The organism is Micromonospora sp. NPDC047756 (genome assembly GCF_055587245.1).
In genome coordinates this window covers 1-16,455 of record NZ_JBVJGQ010000007.1, presented here as the reverse complement: position 1 = coordinate 16,455, position 16,455 = coordinate 1, and the positions used below count along the sequence as shown (strand labels likewise).

The 16,455-nt window shown below is 73.2% G+C and carries 13 protein-coding genes and 1 rRNA gene; 3 read left to right on the top strand and 11 right to left on the bottom strand.

The window, feature by feature from the left end; genetic code table 11:
- Positions 1–60 precede the first annotated feature (60 nt).
- From ACZ6NZ_RS23315 to recN, 3 genes are all read right to left on the bottom strand, one after another.
- Positions 61–1,005 (bottom strand): copper transporter, encoded by a 945-nt coding sequence (locus tag ACZ6NZ_RS23315; RefSeq protein ID WP_366609831.1) that lies wholly within the window; start codon positions 1,003–1,005, stop codon positions 61–63.
- Positions 1,006–1,032: 27 nt separating this feature from the next.
- Positions 1,033–2,211 carry a putative cytokinetic ring protein SteA gene (steA, locus tag ACZ6NZ_RS23310; protein ID WP_357235155.1) on the bottom strand — a complete coding sequence of 393 codons (1,179 nt, stop codon included), beginning with the start codon at positions 2,209–2,211 and terminating at the stop codon, positions 1,033–1,035.
- Positions 2,212–2,330: 119 nt separating this feature from the next.
- Positions 2,331–4,088, bottom strand: a complete 1,758-nt coding sequence (gene recN, locus ACZ6NZ_RS23305; protein WP_465860486.1) for a DNA repair protein RecN — start codon at positions 4,086–4,088, stop codon at positions 2,331–2,333.
- Positions 4,089–4,177: 89 nt separating this feature from the next.
- Here recN and ACZ6NZ_RS23300 point away from each other — a divergent pair, with 89 nt between their 5' ends.
- A complete protein-coding gene (locus ACZ6NZ_RS23300) occupies positions 4,178–5,197 on the top strand; it encodes a helix-turn-helix domain-containing protein (RefSeq protein ID WP_465860142.1) in 1,020 nt (339 codons plus the stop codon).
- A gap of 81 nt (positions 5,198–5,278) precedes the next feature.
- On the opposite strand, the gene ACZ6NZ_RS23295 is transcribed toward ACZ6NZ_RS23300, so the two are convergent.
- From ACZ6NZ_RS23295 to ACZ6NZ_RS23275, 5 genes are all read right to left on the bottom strand, one after another.
- Positions 5,279–8,998, bottom strand: a complete 3,720-nt coding sequence (locus ACZ6NZ_RS23295) for a S8 family serine peptidase (protein WP_465860141.1) — start codon at positions 8,996–8,998, stop codon at positions 5,279–5,281.
- Between the two features lie 158 nt (positions 8,999–9,156).
- A complete protein-coding gene (locus tag ACZ6NZ_RS23290) occupies positions 9,157–10,041 on the bottom strand; it encodes an NAD kinase (RefSeq protein WP_357206865.1) in 885 nt (294 codons plus the stop codon).
- 106 nt (positions 10,042–10,147) lie between these two features.
- Complete coding sequence (locus ACZ6NZ_RS23285) at positions 10,148–11,008, bottom strand: TlyA family RNA methyltransferase (protein WP_465860139.1); 861 nt, start codon at positions 11,006–11,008, stop codon at positions 10,148–10,150.
- Between the two features lie 38 nt (positions 11,009–11,046).
- Positions 11,047–11,322: a hypothetical protein gene (locus ACZ6NZ_RS23280; RefSeq protein WP_366609837.1), complete on the bottom strand. Its 276-nt coding sequence runs from the start codon at positions 11,320–11,322 to the stop codon at positions 11,047–11,049.
- The gene (locus tag ACZ6NZ_RS23275) at positions 11,319–11,909 is read right to left on the bottom strand and encodes a phasin family protein (RefSeq protein WP_465860138.1); all 591 of its coding nucleotides are present in this window, start codon (positions 11,907–11,909) and stop codon (positions 11,319–11,321) included. Before ACZ6NZ_RS23275 ends, ACZ6NZ_RS23280 begins: the two co-directional genes overlap by 4 nt.
- 111 nt (positions 11,910–12,020) lie before the next feature.
- On the opposite strand from ACZ6NZ_RS23275, the gene ACZ6NZ_RS23270 reads away from it, so the two are divergent.
- The gene (locus ACZ6NZ_RS23270; RefSeq protein ID WP_030334914.1) at positions 12,021–12,359 is read left to right on the top strand and encodes an SCP2 sterol-binding domain-containing protein; all 339 of its coding nucleotides are present in this window, start codon (positions 12,021–12,023) and stop codon (positions 12,357–12,359) included.
- Positions 12,360–12,371: 12 nt separating this feature from the next.
- Here ACZ6NZ_RS23270 and ACZ6NZ_RS23265 read toward each other — a convergent pair whose 3' ends face one another.
- Together ACZ6NZ_RS23265 and ACZ6NZ_RS23260 are read right to left on the bottom strand one after the other, a co-directional pair.
- Positions 12,372–13,403: an HAD-IIA family hydrolase gene (locus tag ACZ6NZ_RS23265; protein WP_465860137.1), complete on the bottom strand. Its 1,032-nt coding sequence runs from the start codon at positions 13,401–13,403 to the stop codon at positions 12,372–12,374.
- Complete coding sequence (locus tag ACZ6NZ_RS23260) at positions 13,400–14,368, bottom strand: tetratricopeptide repeat protein (RefSeq protein ID WP_465860136.1); 969 nt, start codon at positions 14,366–14,368, stop codon at positions 13,400–13,402. Before ACZ6NZ_RS23260 ends, ACZ6NZ_RS23265 begins: the two co-directional genes overlap by 4 nt.
- Between ACZ6NZ_RS23260 and ACZ6NZ_RS23255 the strand changes: the two genes are divergently transcribed.
- Positions 14,357–16,279 carry a hypothetical protein gene (locus ACZ6NZ_RS23255; RefSeq protein WP_465860135.1) on the top strand — a complete coding sequence of 641 codons (1,923 nt, stop codon included), beginning with the start codon at positions 14,357–14,359 and terminating at the stop codon, positions 16,277–16,279. The two genes, ACZ6NZ_RS23260 and ACZ6NZ_RS23255, sit on opposite strands and share 12 nt — an antisense overlap.
- A gap of 90 nt (positions 16,280–16,369) precedes the next feature.
- On the opposite strand, the gene rrf is transcribed toward ACZ6NZ_RS23255, so the two are convergent.
- A 5S ribosomal RNA gene (rrf, locus tag ACZ6NZ_RS23250) occupies positions 16,370–16,455 on the bottom strand; the annotation flags it as partial.

Sequence of the window (16,455 nt, the reverse complement as noted above, 5' to 3'; positions counted from 1 at the left end):
CCTCACCGGCGCGGTCACGCGTCACCTGGTCGGATCCGGACACGGGGGTACGTCGTTCGCTCACTGGGGCAGTTTAGGCAACAGGCCGGATGCGGCGTTGTCGCCGACGCCGTACTGCCCGGCTTTCTTCTCGACGAGTTGCTGCACCAGGGCGAGGCTGGTGACCACCTGGCCCTGCACGGTGTTGGCGTTGTCGACCGTGGAGATGGTCTGGGCGAGCACCGGGTCGCCGCGCACCACGCCGACCAGGTTGCCGCCGACGGAACCGTTGCCGGCCACCACGATCGAACCGGTGCGGTCGAACTGCTCCGCGACGTTGACCACCGACTCGTCCCGCTTGTCGGAGTCCTTGTCGACGTACGGCTGGCCGCTGATCACGACGACGGCCTCCGCCGAGGCGGTGACCTTGTTGCTGTCGGTGGTCAGGTAACCGGCGTTGTTGTAGGCGGCGAGCACGGCCCGCCGGTCGGCGTCGCTGACCGGTGTGACGCCCTGCGGCCGGTCCAGCAGGACGCTGGCGAGCAACGCGCTGGAGGTCTCCACGCCGTGCCCGTTGCCCGGCAGGCCGGTGGTCTGCGCGGTCGGGCGGGCGGCGGTGACGGCCAACTCCAACAGGTTGGAGTTGTTGTCCGGGTTGATGAACTTGTCCTGCAGGTCGACCTGGCCGGTGATGGTGGCCCCGCCGAGCTGGAGCTTCTTGAGCACGCCCTCGGTGTGGTCGCGCCCGTTGGGCAGGCTGAGCACCACGACGCGACGCCCGGTGAGGGTGCCGGGCAGGAGGAGCTGAGCGGATTCCTCGGCGAATTCCTCTTCCAGCGCGAGTTGCTTCTCCATGTTGCTGACCGTCTGACGCCAGTGCTGGTTGTCCTTGCGGAGCCCGGTGACCTGCCCCTCGAGCGAGTCGGCGACCGGGCCGTTGAGGGCGGCTGTGCCGACCACCAGACCGATCGCCAGAGCCAGGAAGACCGCGGTGAGGGACACCACGTGGTAGCGGAAGTTGATCACGCTTGCAGCCTCTTGATCGGTCGGGAACTAGAAGAGCCGGTACAGCTGGAACACGAAATTGTCCCACCACTCGGCGACCACGCCCAGGTACGCCTTCCCGACTGTCGATACGGCCACCGCGGACGCCATCGCCGCGATCGCCGACAGCACCAGCAGCAGCAGCGACGAGCCGGAGATGCTCTGCCGGTAGAGCCGGCTCACGCCCTTGGCGTCGACCAGCTTGCCGCCCACCTTCAGCCGGGTCAGGAACGTCGAGGCCATCCCGCCGCGACCCTTGTCGAGGAACTCGACGAGGGTGGCGTGGGTGCCGACCGCCACCAGCAGCGACGCGCCCTTCTCGTCGGCCAGCAGCATGGCCAGGTCCTCGCTGGTCGCCGCGGCCGGAAATGTGATGGCCGGCACACCGAGACCGTTGACCCGGGGCAGGCCCGGCGCGCGCCCGTCCGGGTAGGCGTGCACGATCACCTCGGCGCCGCAGCGCAGCACGTCGTCGGTGACCGAATCCATGTCCCCGATGATCATGTCGGGGGTGTAGCCGGCCTCGACCAGCGCGTCCGCACCACCGTCGACGCCGATCAGCACCGGCTTGAACTCCCGGATGTACGGGCGCAGCACGTCCAGGTCGGCCTTGTAGTCGTAGCCGCGCACCACGATCAGGCAGTGCCGACCCTGCATCTGGGTCTCGATGTCCGGCACCCCGACACCATCGAGCAGCAGGTCGCGTTCCTGACGCAGGTAGTCCATCGTGTTGGCGGCGAACGCCTCCAACTGCACCGACAGACCCTCCCGGGCGTCCGCCATCGCCTTACCGACCGACTCGGCGTCCTGAAGGCTGCCGTGGGCCACCGGCTCCTCGCCGGCGAAGACCGTGTTGCCCTCGATGCGCACCTGATCGCCCTCGCGGATACGCTCGAAGACACCCTCCCCCAGGTCGTCCAGGAGCGGAATGCCGGCGGCGATCAGCACCTCCGGGCCGAGGTTCGGATAACGGCCGGAGACCGACGGCTTGGCGTTGAGCACCGCCGCGACCCCGACGGCGACGAGCGAGTCCGCCGCCACCCGGTCCAGGTCGACATGGTCGATGACCGCGATGTCACCGGGGCGCAGCCGACCGACCAGGCGTTTCGTCCGGCGATCGAGGCGCGCGGTGCCGAGGACTCTGCCGGGTTCGGCGTTCCGGTTCCGGCGCAACGTGGGTAGACGCATCGTGACCATCCTGGCATGTGAGGCAGGCTTTTCTGTCGCGACATGCCTGAGCAGGGCCGCCTACCCAGGGAAGCACACACCGGCACAAGCCGGTGTGCTTGCGCTCACAATACGCGGCGTCACAACCGCCTTTCCTTGGCGGCCACTGCCAGAAGCTCCTCGGCATGAGCGATACCCAGATCCGAATCGGGCAAACCCGCCAGCATGCGCGCCAACTCCCGCGCCCGCTCGGTGTCCTCCACCGCACGCACCCCGCTGGTCGTCACCGCACCGCCGGTGTCCTTCGCCACCACCAGGTGCCGGTCGGCGAACGCGGCCACCTGTGGCAGGTGCGTGACCACCAGCACCTGGTGACTGCGGGCCAATCGCGCCAGCCGACGGCCGATCTCCACCGCCGCCTGCCCGCCGACGCCCGCGTCGACCTCGTCGAAGACCAACGTGGGCGGGCCACCGGAGCCGGCGAACACCACCTCGATGGCCAGCATCACCCGGGACAACTCACCACCGGACGCGCCGCGCTGCAACGGCAACGACGGCGCACCGGGGTGCGCCAGCAACCGCAGCTCCACCTCGTCACCGCCGTCCGGCCCGACACCCACCTCGACACCGTTGACCGCGAGCGTCGGCTCGGCACGCCCGGCCGGGCGGGGCAGCACCGCCACCTCGATCCGCGCGTGCGGCATGGCCAACCCGGCCAACTCGACAGTGACCTGGTCGGCGAAGCGGACCGCCGCCTCCTGCCGGGAGGTCGACACCCGCCCGGCCAGGTCGGCCACCTCCACGGCGAGCCGCTGCCCCTCCCGCTCCAACTCGTCGAGCACATCGTCGGACATGTCCAGGTCGGACAGTCGGCCGCGCGCCCGATCAGCCCAGGCGATCACCCCGTCGACGTCGTCGGCGTACTTGCGGGTCAACGCGCGCAGCGCCGCCCGCCGCTCGTAGACGTGCTGCAACCGGGCCGGGTCCGCGTCCAGCGTCGCCAGGTACGCCGACAGCTCCGCGGACACGTCGGTGACCAGGGTGGCCGCCTCCTCCAGGCGGGCCGCCAGCTCACCGAGCGCCGGATCGGTGCCGGACTGCGCCTCCAGGGTCCGCCGGGCGGTGCCGAGCAACGCCGCCGCGTCCGGGGCCTCCTCGGCGGCCTCCACGCCACCGGCCACACACTGCTGGGCGATCTGCGCGGCCGTCCGCAGGCCCTCGGCGTGTTCCAGCCGCTGCGCCTCGGTCTTCAGCTCGTCGTCCTCACCGGGCTGCGGATCGACCCGGGTGATCTCGTCGAGGCCCAACCGCAGCAGGTCGGCCTCCTGGTTGCGCTCGCGGGCGTTGCGCCGACGGTCAGCCAGGTCGTCGACGACCCGACGCCACCCCGTGTACGCCTCGCGCAGCGCGTCGAGCAGCTTCTCGTGCGCCGGGCCGGCGAACCGGTCGAGTGCGGCCCGCTGCTCCGCCGGGCGCAGCAACCGCAACTGGTCGGACTGGCCGTGCACGGCCACCGCCTGCTCGCCGACCTCACCGAGCATCGACACCGGCATGCTCCGGCCACCGACGTGGGCCCGTGAGCGCCCCTCCACCGTCACCGTGCGGCTCAACAGCACCGAGCCGTCCTCGTCCGGCTCCCCGCCGGCCTCGACGATCCGCGCGTGCACGGCGTCGCCGACCCGCCCGTGCAGCCGCAGCCGCCCCTCCACCACCGCACGACCGGGTTGGGCGCGGACCCGGCCGGCGTCGGCCCGGCCGCCGAACAGCAGGCCGAGGCCGGTGACCACCATCGTCTTACCCGCACCGGTCTCGCCGGTGATGACGTTCATGCCGCCGGTCAACGGCAGCGTGGTGTCCTCGATGACGCCCAGCCCGGTGATGCGCAGCTCTTCCAGCACAGCCACCGACAGTAGACGCGAGGCCCGACACTTGACCAGCCGACGGGCCCGGGTCGGTCCCTCACCCGGCCGACGTACAGTTCTGCCCCGTGTTGGACGTGATCGGCCTGACCTCGGCTGAGGAGGAGCTCTACCGCTGCCTGCTCCAGCTCACCACCGCCCGCATCGACGAGTTGGCCAGCCGCCTGCACCGACCCCGGGAACAGGTCGCCGCCCAGGTCGAGGCGCTGCGCGCCAAGGGCCTCGTGCAGCGCAGCGACACCGACCCGGACGCCCCGCTGCGACCCACCGCCCCGGACGTCGCCCTCGGCGCGACGCTGCTGCGGCGCCAGGAGGACCTGGAGTCGGCCCGCCGACTGGTCACCCAACTGGCCGAGGAGTACCGCTCCGGGCTGCGCCGCCACCACGTCGACCACCTGGTCGAGGTGATCACCGGCGCCCGGGTCCTTCGGGACCGTCTGCGCGACCTGCAGAACTCCGCGCGTACCGAGGTGCTCTGGTTCTGCCGCGCCAATCCCCTCGCCATGGCCGGCCCGGAGAACGTCGAGGAGTTCGACGCGCTGGCCCGTGGGGTGAGCTACCGGGCCATCTACGAACGTGACCTGCTGCTGGAACCGGGCGCGTTGGCCGACCTGGCCAAGGGGGTCGCCGCCGGGGAACAGGCCCGCGTCCTGGACCGGCTGCCGGTCCGACTGGCCATCGTGGACGCCCGCACCGCCATCTGCCCGTTGGTGCCCGACCGCGACGGCGGCGAACCGAGCGCCGCCGTGATCGGCCGCAGTCAGCTGCTCGACGCGCTGCTCGCCCTCTTCGAGAGCCACTGGCGGGTCGCCACCCGGCTGCGCCTCGACGATCCCCTCGCCGTCGCGGCCCCCGAGCCGCGGCGACCGGAGCCCGCGGACCAGCCGGGCGACGGTTACCAACCCGACGCGGACGAGGCCCGGCTGCTGTCGCTGTTCGTGGCGGGCGTACCGGACAAGTCCATCGCCTCCCAGCTCGGGGTGAGCCGGCGGACCGTGCAACGGCGCATCGCCGACCTGATGGCCGCCGCCGGCGTGGACACCCGACCCGGGCTGGCATTCCAGGTGGCCCGACGCGGCTGGCTCTGACGCGTTGAGGGCCCGCCGTCGACCGCCGGCGGACCCTCGACCAGCGGGGGCGGGACGGCCGGGCCGCCCCGCCCCGCCCGGTCACCGCAGCCCGTACGCCTGCAGCACCGTCTGGTCGACGGTGTTGCCGGCCCGGTCGGCGGCACGCACCCGCAGCGACACCGTTCCGCGCCCCGCCGGCACGGTAGCGGTGTACCGGGTGCCCGACCCCGTGGTCGGCGCGTTGCGCCAGGTGACGCCCCCGTCGAAGGAGACCTGCACCCGGACGCTGGCGCCGGTCGGCGCCGGCGCCCCGGCCGGCTGCCGCAGGGTCAGTCCGAGCTGGTGCGGCCGGTTGCCGCGGACCGTGCCGCGCAGGTCCGCCGGCACCCGGTAGTCCACCTGGAGCAGCGACAACGGCGTGGCGGCATCACCCGCCGGTCGGGCCGAGGTGAACTCCCAGGCCGTGTCGGTCCGCGTGCCGTAACGCCACTCGACCGAGGACCGCCGGGTGCTCACGTCCAGGCGGTACCGGGCGGCCCCGGCGGTCGTGGGCACCGACGCCCACCCCTCGGAGAGGTCCGCGATCTGCTGCCCGTTGCGGCTGACCCGCGCCGTGACGGTGTCCGACTCCTCACTCTCGCCGGCCACGCTGTAGTGCCCCTCGGCGTCGACGAACTCGGGCACCCGCACGTCCAGGTTGTCACCGGTGCGGGTGGGCACCGGCGCACCGCGGGCCGGCACGGCCGGGCGGAGCACCGGCGCGTGCCAGGTCTCGGTCACCCGGTCGTCGGCGGCGTAACGCCGCGGCTGCCGGGTCAGACCACCGGTCAGCTGCCCGCCCTGCATGAACATGAGCTTGTGGAGCACCCGTTGCTGCCACCAGTTGTCGCCGGAGCTGACGAACTCCCGTCGGGTGGTGCCGGTACGGACCAGCCGCTGGTTGTCGTTCCAGGAGGTGTCCTGCCACGGACGCCACCCGAACCGCTGCTCGCTGGCCCAGTCCCCGCCGACGTTCCCGTAGTGGCTGGTCACCTCGGCGGTGTTGCGGTCGGTGACCGTGTGCAGAATCCGCTCCGGGACCCGGTTCTTCGAGACCTGCCACACGTCGTACAGGTACGGACTCTCCACCGTCAACGTCAGGTCCAGCGTCGTGTGACGCTTCCGGACCGCCGCGATGACCTTCTGCCCGTCGTCGTACGCCACCGCCATCGACGGGATCGGCAGCCGGTCACCCAACGGGGTCCACGACGTCCACGCGCTCTGGTCGGCCGGTCGGACGATCAGCGCTACCTTCGCGCCGGCGGCAGCCGCCGCGGCGATCTGCTCCTCCTCCGAGGCGTCCGGAGAGCTGGTGAGCAGCGCCGCCGCGCCGCGTACCCGGGTCAACTCGGCGGGGGTGCCGGTGCCGGCCCAGACCAGCGGCAGCTTGCGCCGCTCGGCCGTCGCCGGCGAGTAGCCCATCAGGTTGATGTCCAACGGACCGGACACCCCGCTGATCGTCGCGTCCACCATCGGCGCGACCAACTGCCACCGCGACGCGAACTCGAACTCGCCCTCGCGTACCGCACGGGTCGGGGTGACGTTGACCTGCTGGATGGTGCTGAAGGTCATCACACCGTGGTCGACCTGCCGGCCGTTGCCGAAGACCCGGTGCTCGTAAAAACTGATCGTCGAGCGCTGCTCGGAGGGCTTCGGCGTCTCGATCCGCACCGGGGTGCCCTTGCGCGGGTCGAGCACCACCGTGACGTCCCGATCGACGAGCAGCTCCGGGTCGGTGACCAGGGTCATCTGCTCGTCCAGCGGAGCACCGTGCTCGATCAACGCCTGAACCAGGTAGGGGCCCTCCTCGACCTGCAGTCGCACCTCGCCGCCGACCCACCCGAGCCAGTCGGATTCGGGCTGCTCACCGAAGAGGGTGAGCACCGAGGCGAGACCCGGCTGACCCTGCATGTCCAGCGCCCGCACGGTCACGGTGTGCAGCGGGCCGCTGAGGGTGAGCGCCACAGCGGTGCGTACCGCGACACCGTCCGCGCCGGTCGCCACCAGCCACCCGCTGTGCACACCCCGGTCCAGCTTCGCCGGGTCCGCCCGCAGCGGCACGGCGACGCTGCCGCCGGCCGGCACCGTCACCTCGACGCCACCGACCGTGACCCCGTCGGTCTCGGCCGCACGGGTGTCCAGGTTGCGCAGCTCCAGGGCCAACCGCAGGGTCTGCGGGGCCGTGCCGCCGTTGGTGTACGTCACCGCCCGCTCCACCGCCACGCCACCGGTGCTCAGCCGGCCGAAGTCCGCGGTGCCGGAGGAGTACACCCGCTGGCCGAGCGCGCGGGCCACGTCGACCCGACCGGCGCCCTGCTCGAAGACCGTCAACGCCGGGTTCGCCTTCGTGGTGCTGACCAGCGCGTCCTTGAGCGCCGCAGCGGACCAGTCGGGGTGTTCCTGGGCGAGGATCGCCGCCGCCCCGGCCACGTGCGGAGTGGCCATCGAGGTGCCGGACGCGGTCGTGTACGCGTCGTCCACCGGCGTACCCATGGCGGTGCCGGCGGCCCGGGCGGCGACGATGCCCACGCCCGGCGCGGTGATCTCGGGCTTCAGGCCGTTGTCACCGAGGCGCGGACCCCGGCTGGAGAACTCCGCCAGCTCGTCGGCACGGTCCACCGCGCCGACGGTCAGCGCCGCCGCCGCCGCGCCGGGCGCACCGACGGTCCGCGCGGCACCCGAGTTGCCGGCGGCGACCACGAACAGCGCGCCGGTCTCGGCGGTCAGGTCGTTCACCGCCTGGCTCATCGGGTCGGTGCCGTCGGTCGGGTCCCCACCGAGGCTCATGCTGACCACCTTCGCGCCGGAGTGGGCGGCCCACTCCATGCCCGCGATGATCGACGAGCTGTAGCCGGACCCACCGTCGTCGAGCACCTTGCCGACCAGCAACCGCGCACCCGGGGCCACGCCCTTGCGCAACCCGTCGGACGCCGCCCCGCTGCCGGCGATGGTGGCGGCCACGTGGGTGCCGTGGCCGTGCCCGTCGCGGGCGCTGCCGCTGCCGGAGAAGTCCTGCGCCTCGGCGACCCGACCGGCCAGGTCCGGGTGGGTGGCGTCGACGCCGGTGTCGAGCACCGCCACCTTCACACCGGCACCGTCGCGGCCGGCGGCCCAGGCGATCGGAGCGCCGATCTGCGGCACACTGTGCTCCAGCGTCGGGCGGACCTTCCCGTCCAGCCAGATCCGCGCGACACCGGCCCCGAGCCGGGCCGGCGATCCGGCCGTCACCCGCTGCCCGGGCGCCCCGCGCAGCGACGTCCACAGGCCACCCAGGTCACCCTTGCCGACCCGCAACGCGGCACCGTTGATGCTCTCCAGCGCACGCGCGTCGGTCGCGCCGGCCAGCGGCCGGACCCGCCCGGCGGCCGGCTCCTGATAGCGGACGATCAGCGGCAACGCGCCCTGCGCGGCATCGCCGTACCCGTCGGCCGCCAACTCCTGCACGTCGAACAGGTCGGGGTCGAGCACCCCCGCGGCGAGGTACGGCATGACGTCGCTGGGCAGCACCCGCAACCCGCCGTCGACCTCGACAGTCTGGAAGGCGATCCGGTCGCGCCCCGGGCCGGGGTGGACGGTGGCGGCGACCCGACCGGGTGCCGCCTGCACCAGGTCGACCTGGTCGCCGGTGATCAGAGTGATGCGGACGGGTGCGTGCTGGGCGGGCGTGCCCGACGTCGGGCCGGTGGGCCGGGCGGGCGGGTCGGCGGACGCCGGTGCGGCGACGCCGACCACCAACGCGCCGACCGCGCCGACGGCGAGCCAGCGTGGGGACCAGTGCATGCGATGGGCTCCTCTACTCCTCCAGGCCCCCCATCCGTAGATGAGGGCCGATCGGAGTCTGCGTCGGAGCGTGTCACCAGGTCACTAGTCGCCCGCCGCCGCAGCGGCGACATGTCGTCAGGTGGACAACGGACATCCACCGACCGTGTGCGCCACCGTCACCGGCGGCTGCCACGCCAACCGTGCACGGGCAGACCGAACTTCGCCACCAGCCGGTCGGTGAACGGGCGGGGGCGCAGCCGCACGATGCGTACCGGCAGGGCACCCCGGCGCACCGTCACCCGCGCGCCGGGCGGCAGGTCGTAGACGCGCCGCCCGTCGCAGGAGAGCACGGCGAGGGTCGTGAACGGGTCGACGGTGATCACGAACGTCGACGTCGGGGCCGTCACCAGCGGGCGACTGAACAACGCGTGCGCGCTGATCGGCACCAGCAGCAACGCCTCCACCTCCGGCCAGACCACCGGACCGCCACCGGAGAACGCGTACGCCGTGGAACCGGTGGGGGTGGCGCAGACGACACCGTCGCAGCCGTAGCGCGACAGCGGCCGGCCGTCCACGTCGACGAGCAACTCCAGCATCTGGGCCCGCTCGCCCTTCTCGATGCTGATCTCGTTGAGCGCCCAGGACTCGATGGTCGGCCCACCGTCGAACTCGGCCGTGACGTCCAGGGTCAGCCGCTCGTCGACCGTGTAGTTGCGACCGACGACGTCCCGCACCGCGGTGTCCAGGTCGTCGATCTCCGCCTCCGCCAGGAAGCCCACCTTGCCGAGGTTGATGCCGAGCAGCGGCGCCTTCGCGGGTCGGGCCAACTCGGCCGCGCGCAGGAAGGTGCCATCCCCACCGAGCGCGAAGACGATCTCGGCGCCCTCGGCGGCCTGCGGGCCACCGACCGGCACCACCCCGGGCAGGTCGAGGTCCTCGGCCTCGTCGGCGACCACCCGTACCTCGAAACCGGCGTCGATCAGATCGGCGGCGACCGACCGGGCGTGCTCCGTGCTACGCCGACGGCCGGTGTGCGTCACCAGCAGCGCGGTCCGGCTCATCGGGCCGCCCGCCCACGCCGAACCGGGCCGCGTCGCACCGGCGCCGACACCTCGGCACGGCCGCGGGTCACCGCCCGGCCCGTTGCGGCACCCTCACTGCGCGCGTTCACCCTGCGACCTCCTCCGTCGCCACGTCCGGCACCTCGCCGGCCGTCGTCGAGCCGTCCGGCCCGGCCGCCACCACGGCCCGCACCCGCTCCGGGTCGGCCGCCGCTGCGCCCCGGCGCAACCATACGAAGAACTCCACATTGCCGCTGGGTCCCGGTAGCGGGCTGGCCGCCACGTCGGCCAGCCCGAGGCCGAGCCGAGCCGCCGCCGCCGCCACGTCCAGCACCGCCTCGGCGCGCAGCGCCGGATCACGGACCACACCGCCGGCGCCGACCCGCTCCTTGCCGACCTCGAACTGCGGCTTGACCATCAGCGCCAGGTCACCGTCGTCGCGGGTGCAGCCGGCCAACGCCGGCAACACCAGTCGCAACGAGATGAACGACAGGTCCGCCACCGTCAGATCGACCTGGCCGCCGATCGCGTCAGCATCGAGGGTACGGACATTCGTGCGCTCCAGGACGCGGACCCGCTCGTTCGTCCGCAGCGGCCAGGCGAGCTGCCCGTAGCCCACGTCCACGGCCACCACCTCGGCCGCGTCTGCGCGCAGCAGCACGTCGGTGAACCCACCGGTCGACGCTCCCGCGTCCAGGCAACGCCGCCCGGCCACGTGCAGCCCACCGGGGGCGAACGCGGCCAGCGCGCCGGCGAGCTTGTGCCCGCCTCGGGAGACGTACTCCTCAGCCGGGTCCGCACCGGTGACCAGGAGCGGGTCGGCGGGGTCGACCATCGCGGCCGCCTTGCGGGCGACCACCCCCCGCAGTTGGACCCGGCCGGCCTCCACCAACGCGGCGGCCTGCTCACGGGAGCGGGCCAGACCGCGGCGGACGAGTTCGGCGTCCAGCCGGTTACGACGTGCCATGGGTGGTTCTCCGGTCTGCTCAGGCCTGGTCGTCCCGCTCAGGTCTGGTCGATGGTGGCGAGGGTTTCCCGCAGCGTCTCGTAGGCCGCCTCGTACTGGGCGATCTGGTCGGCGGGAGCGAGCGTCGCCGCGTTGGCGATGGCCCGCACGGCGGCGTCCACCGCCGGATGCCGGGCCTCGTCGTCCCCGAGATCCGGCGGCGGGCCGGGGCGGGCACCCACCGGCGGGCCCGGACGGGCCGGGAACCCCCCGCCGGCCGGCGGGCCGGGCCGGGCCGGGAACGACCCGCCGGCGGGCGGTCCGGGCCGGGTCATTCGGCGTCGTCCGGCCGCTGCCTGCGAATCGCCGCCTTCTTGGCGGGCATCACCGCCGGCGTCGGAACGTCCTCGTCGGCCGTCCGGCTGATCGTCGCCGGCGGCTTCTTGGCGATGGCCTTCTTGGCGACCGCCTTCTTCGCGACGGCCTTCTTCGCCACCGGCGCGGAGACCGGGGCACCGGCCGGGGCGTCGGACGGCACGAGACCCGTGCCGGGCTTCGCGGCGACGGTCGGGTCAGGTTGTGGCGCGGGGCCGGCCGCCGGCGCTTCGGCCGGCTCGGTGGACCGCGCCTCCCGCAGCTGCCGCTCCAGGTCGTGCACCCGCCGGGTCAACTCGGCCACCTCGTCGGCGGTGGCCAGACCGACCGCGCCGAGGGCCCGGTCGACCTCGAAGCGGACCAGCTTGGTCAGCGCCTCCCGGTTGGCGGCGCCGGTGGTGACCAGTTCCTCGCCGAGGGCCTGGAGTTGGGCGGCCGTCGCGCCGCCGGAGCCGACGAGGCGGCGTGCCACGTCCTGGGCCTTCTTCCGGGGCGCCTCCGTAAGGCCCATGGCCAGCTCGAGGTAGGCGCGCCACGCGTCCTGCATGCCTGAGTCCTTCCACGGGGCGGGGTGTGCAGGTGTCACGCTACCGGGCACCTCCGACCGACCCGTGCGGTACGGTGCCGAGGACGGCGTGGCGATCACCGAGGGGGAGATGTGGCCAGCGTGGACGAGTGCCGGCAGGCGTTGCAGGAGCTGGCCGCCCGGTTGGATCGCAACGCCGAGACCGTGCGCGAACGGATCGACCTGGACCGGACGCTGGCCTGCCGGATCACCGACCTGGACACCGCGTTCCACGGCCGGATCACCGGCGGCCGACTGGTCGAGCTGACCGACGGCGACGACCCCAAAGCCAAGATCGCGCTGAGCACGTCCAGCGACGACCTGCTCGCCCTGGTCCGGGGCGACCTGGACGTCACCAACGCGGTGACCTCCCGCCGGGTGTCGATCAAGGCCAATCCGTTCGACCTGCTCAAGCTGCGCAAGCTGCTCTGACGACCGCCCGGCTCACGCCGCCGCGGTCAGACCGAAACTCTCCACCGCGTGGGCCGCGTCCGGGCCCACCGGGCGGACCTTCGGCAGCGCCGGCACCGACGCCGACCAGGCCACCGCGCACAGCGCCGCGAGGGCGTCCAACGGCCGACCGGCCCCGGCCAGCTCCAACGTGCCGTTCCGGTCGGTCACCGACCAGCCGCCGGCGTCCGCCGGGCCTGGCACCCGCACGGCGGCAGCCGGGTCGAAGAGCCCCGCCAGGTCGTTCGCGACGTACGTGGGACGTCGCCGCGGCTCGGCGGCCAGCAACTCCGGTACGCCGTGCACGCCGGTGAGCACGAGCAGGCTGTCCAGCCCGGCCCGACGGGCACCCTCGATGTCGGTGTCCAGCCGGTCACCCACCACCAGGCTCCGCCCACCGCCACTGCGTCGGGCAGCGGTCTCGAACAGCGCCGGCTCCGGCTTGCCGACCACCACGTCGGGGTCCCGCTCCAGTGCGGTACGCAGCACGGCGACCAGCGACCCGTTGCCCGGCAAGGGTCCCCGCCCACTGGGCAGGGTCCGATCGGTGTTGGTGGCGATCCAGATCGCACCCGCCCGTACCGCCAGCGACGCTTCGGCCAGCTCGGCCCAACCGACCTGCGGGCCGTACCCCTGCACCACCGCCGCCGGCTTCTCATCGGCCTGGGTGACCGGGTTCAGACCGACCGCGCGCAGCTCCGCGCGCAGCGCCTCCGCGCCGACCACCAGCACCGACGCGCCGGCGGGCAGCCGGTCACGCAGCAACTCGGCCGAGGCGGCAGCGGAGGTGAGGACCTCCTCCGGTCGGGCCGGCACGCCCATCCCGGTCAGCAGGTCCGCGACCTCGCTGGACCGGCGCGACGCGTTGTTGGTGGCGTACGCCACCGCCCGTCCCTCGGCGTGCAGCCGGGCCACCGCGTCGACGGCGCCGGGGATCGGCCGGTCGATCAGGTAGATCACGCCGTCCAGATCGAAGACGACCAGGGTGTACCCGTCGACCAGCCGCTCCCCCACGCCCGCGCTCACCGCTGCGTCGACCCCGACTCGTCGTTGCGGGCCGGCACGGTCCCGTCGCCGTTCGCCGCGTCCCGGTCCGTCACGCCGCTGTCGCCAGTGGTGGCCGCGTCGGCGTTGCCGCTCTCGGTGGGGTGACGGTCCTCGTCCTCGTCGTCGAAGCCTTCGTCGTCAGCGGGGCGGCTGACAGCGTCGTCCTCCTCGTCGTCGTCGAAGTCCTCGTCGTCGTCGTCGTCGTCGTCGACATCTTCATCGGCGTCGTCTTCTTCGTCGTCGTCGTCGCCGTCGCCGTCGTCTTCGTCGGTGTCGCCGGCCAGGTCGGCGTCGGGTCGGGCCGGCACCGCGCCGGGAGCACCCGGACCTGCGGCGATCTCCTCGGCGGCCTCGTCCTCTTCGTCACCCTCGATGACCACGCCGTCGAGTTCGAGCAGCCGCTCGGCGGCGTCGGTCTCGCCCTCGGTGTCCACGTCGGCAGCCCGGGAGAACCACTCGCGGGCCTCCTCGCGCCGACCCACCGCGAGCAGCGCGTCGGCGTACGCGTACCGCAGTCGGGCCGTCCACGGCACGGTGGCCTCGTTGGTGAGGTCCGGAACCTGGAGCATCGCGACCGCGGCGTCCTTCTGCCCGAGGTCTCCCCGCGCGCCCGCGGCGACGATCAGCAATTCGATCGCCACGGCCTGGTCCAGCTTCTCCCGGTCCGCGCCACGGAACAGGTCAATGGCCCGCTCCGGCCGACCGAGAGCCCGCTCGCAGTCCGCGAGCACGGCCAGGTGGCTCTGCAGTCCGCTCATCCGGTGGTACGTGCGCAGCTCGGCGATCGCCGACTGCCACTCTCCCGCCCGGTACGCGGCCAGACCGACCGCCTCACGGACAGCGGAGATGCGCGACGCGAGCCGCCGGGCGGCCAGCGCGTGCGCCAACGCCTCGGCCGGGTTCTCGTCGATCAGCTGCCCAGTGGCGACCAGGTGCCGGGCCACCGTCTCGGCGACCGGCTTGTTCAGCGAGAGCAGCTCAGCGCGGACGTCCTTGTCGAGGTCGGTCGCGAGAATGTCGTCCGGCAGCGCCGGGGCCGAGCTACGCCCGCCCTCGGCCGACTCGGAGCCAGTCGCGCGGTCATCGCGACGGAACTCCCCCTCGCGACGCGGACGGTCGTCGGACCGGAAACCCCCGGTACGCTCTCCGCCCCGGTAGCCGCCCTCGCGGTCGCCGCCGCGGAAGCCACCCTCACGCGGTGGGCCGGAACGGGTGCGGTCACCACCCTGGAAACCACCCTCACGGCGGTCGCCGCCGCGGAAACCACCCTCACGGCGGTCGCCGCCGCGGAAGCCTCCGTCGCGGTCGCCGCTGCGGAAGCCACCCTCACGCGGCGGGCCGGAACGGGTGCGGTCACCACCCTGGAAACCACCCTCGCGGCGGTCGCCACCGCGGAAACCACCTTCGCGGCGGTCGCCGCCACCCTGGAAACCACCCTCGCGGCGGTCGCCACCGCGGAAGCCGCCGTCGCGGTCACCACTGCGGAAACCACCCTCACGCGGAGCGCCCGAACGCGAACCGTCGCGGTCACCGCCACGGAAACCGCCCTCGCGGCGGTCGCCACCGCGGAAGCCGCCGTCGCGGTCGCCGCTGCGGAAGCCACCCTCACGCGGCGGGCCGGAACGGGTGCGGTCACCACCCTGGAAACCACCCTCACGGCGGTCGCCACCGCGGAAGCCACCCTCACGGTCACCACCGCGGAAGCCGCCCTCACGGTCACCACTCCGGAAACCACCCTCACGCGGCGGGCCGGAACGGGTGCGGTCACCACCCTGGAAACCACCCTCGCGACGGTCACCACCACGGAAACCACCCTCACGGCGGTCGCCGCCCCGGAAGCCACCCTCACGCGGAGCGCCCGAACGCGAACCATCGCGGTCACCGCCACGGAAACCACCCTCGCGACGGTCACCACCACGGAAACCACCGTCGCGGTCGCCACCACGGAAACCACCGTCGCGGTCGCCACCACGGAAACCACCGTCGCGGTCACCGCCCCGGAAACCACCCTCACGCGGAGCGCCCGAACGCGAACCATCGCGGTCACCGCCACGGAAACCACCCTCACGGCGGTCACCACCGCGGAAACCACCTTCGCGCGGGGCGCTGGACCGCGAACCGTCGCGGTCACCGCCGCGGAAACCACCCTCACGGCGGTCGCCACCACGGAAACCACCGTCGCGGTCACCACCGCGGAAGCCACCCTCGCGGCGGTCACCACCCCGGAAGCCACCCTCACGGGGAGCGCCCGAACGCGAACCGTCCCGGTCACCACCACGGAAACCACCCTCGCGCGGCGGACCGGAGCGGGTGCGGTCACCACCCTGGTAACCGCCCTCACGGCGGTCACCGCCACGGAAGCCACCCTCGCGGGGAGCGCCCGAACGCGAACCGTCGCGGTCACCGCCACGGAAGCCACCCTCACGGCGGTCGCCCGAACGCGAACCGTCCCGGTCGCCACCACGGAAACCACCCTCGCGGCGGTCGCCCGAACGCGAACCGTCCCGGTCACCGCCACGGAAGCCACCCTCACGGCGGTCGCCCGAACGCGAACCGTCCCGGTCACCACCACGGAAACCACCCTCGCGGTCACCGCCACGGAAACCACCCTCGCGGCGGTCGCCGCCGCGGTAACCGCCCTCACGGGGGGCGCTGGAGCGGGAGCTGTCCCGGTCACCACCACGGGAGCCGGAGTCGCGGCCGCCGGCGTATCCGCCGCGGGCGCCTCCGCTGTCGCGGTCTCCCCGGTACGGGGGCCGGCCCTGGTCGTCGCGGCGTGGGCCGCGGTCGCGTCCGCCCGCACCGTCAGTACGGTCTTCGTAACGACGGGGACGATCTCCGCCCTGCGGTCCTGAACTCACAGGTACATCCTTCCTGATTGCGCCACCAATGGCGCTACGCAGTCGAGGGCCGACCCGGATGGGGCGGCCCTCGACTGGAAGATTGTCCGGCGGCGTCCTACTCTCCCACACCCTCACGAGTGCAGTACCATCGGCGCTGGAGGGCTTAGCTTCCGGGTTCGGAATGTAAC

Bases quoted from the DNA above. Each gene is read 5' to 3' on its own strand.
- steA (WP_357235155.1), bottom strand. From the start codon at position 2,211: ATGCGTCTACCCACGTTGCGCCGGAACCGGAACGCCGAACCCGGCAGA.
- ACZ6NZ_RS23295 (WP_465860141.1), bottom strand. From the start codon at position 8,998: ATGCACTGGTCCCCACGCTGGCTCGCCGTCGGCGCGGTCGGCGCGTTG.
- ACZ6NZ_RS23290 (WP_357206865.1), bottom strand. From the start codon at position 10,041: ATGAGCCGGACCGCGCTGCTGGTGACGCACACCGGCCGTCGGCGTAGC.
- ACZ6NZ_RS23285 (WP_465860139.1), bottom strand. From the start codon at position 11,008: ATGGCACGTCGTAACCGGCTGGACGCCGAACTCGTCCGCCGCGGTCTG.
- ACZ6NZ_RS23280 (WP_366609837.1), bottom strand. From the start codon at position 11,322: ATGACCCGGCCCGGACCGCCCGCCGGCGGGTCGTTCCCGGCCCGGCCC.
- ACZ6NZ_RS23275 (WP_465860138.1), bottom strand. From the start codon at position 11,909: ATGCAGGACGCGTGGCGCGCCTACCTCGAGCTGGCCATGGGCCTTACG.